Raw genomic sequence first — 471 nt, 5'->3', positions numbered from 1 at the left:
AATTCAAATTGCGCCAGATTGAGCAGGGTCAGCTTAAGCGCGATGTTTTCATGGAGAAGATCGCCGCGATGACCCATCATATTGTCGAGCAAGCCAAAAATCATCGGGGCAAGACTATCAGCGGAGATTTTGCAACGCTCGAGGTACCTTGTCCGAAATGTGGTGGCGTAATCAAGGAAACCTACAAAAAATTCCAATGCCAGCAATGTGATTTTGCCGTGTGGAAAATTTTGGCAGGTCGGCAGTTCGAGGTGAATGAAATGGAAACATTGATTTCTGACCGCGAGATCGGTCCCTTATCAGGCTTTCGTAGCAAGATGGGACGCGCATTCAATGCCCTTGTCAGATTGACGGATGAGCATGAAATGAAGTTTGATTTTGGCAATGAGGCCACTCAGGCGGAAGAGGAAGTCGATTTTTCGGCGCAACAAGCGCTTGGAAAGTGTCCTCAATGTGGCCATTCCGTATATG

Annotated in this window: 1 protein-coding gene; it reads left to right on the top strand. The window is 47.6% G+C overall.

Annotated features, from left to right (window positions below; all coding sequences use genetic code 11):
• Positions 1–471: topoisomerase C-terminal repeat-containing protein (locus SQ11_RS16010; protein ID WP_041515204.1), on the top strand; the 471-nt coding region annotated here is incomplete at both ends.

Origin of the sequence: Nitrosospira sp. NpAV (assembly GCF_000832065.1) — a bacterium.
Taxonomy (GTDB): Bacteria; Pseudomonadota; Gammaproteobacteria; order Burkholderiales; family Nitrosomonadaceae; genus Nitrosospira.
This window is presented reverse-complemented; position numbering and strand designations above follow the sequence as displayed.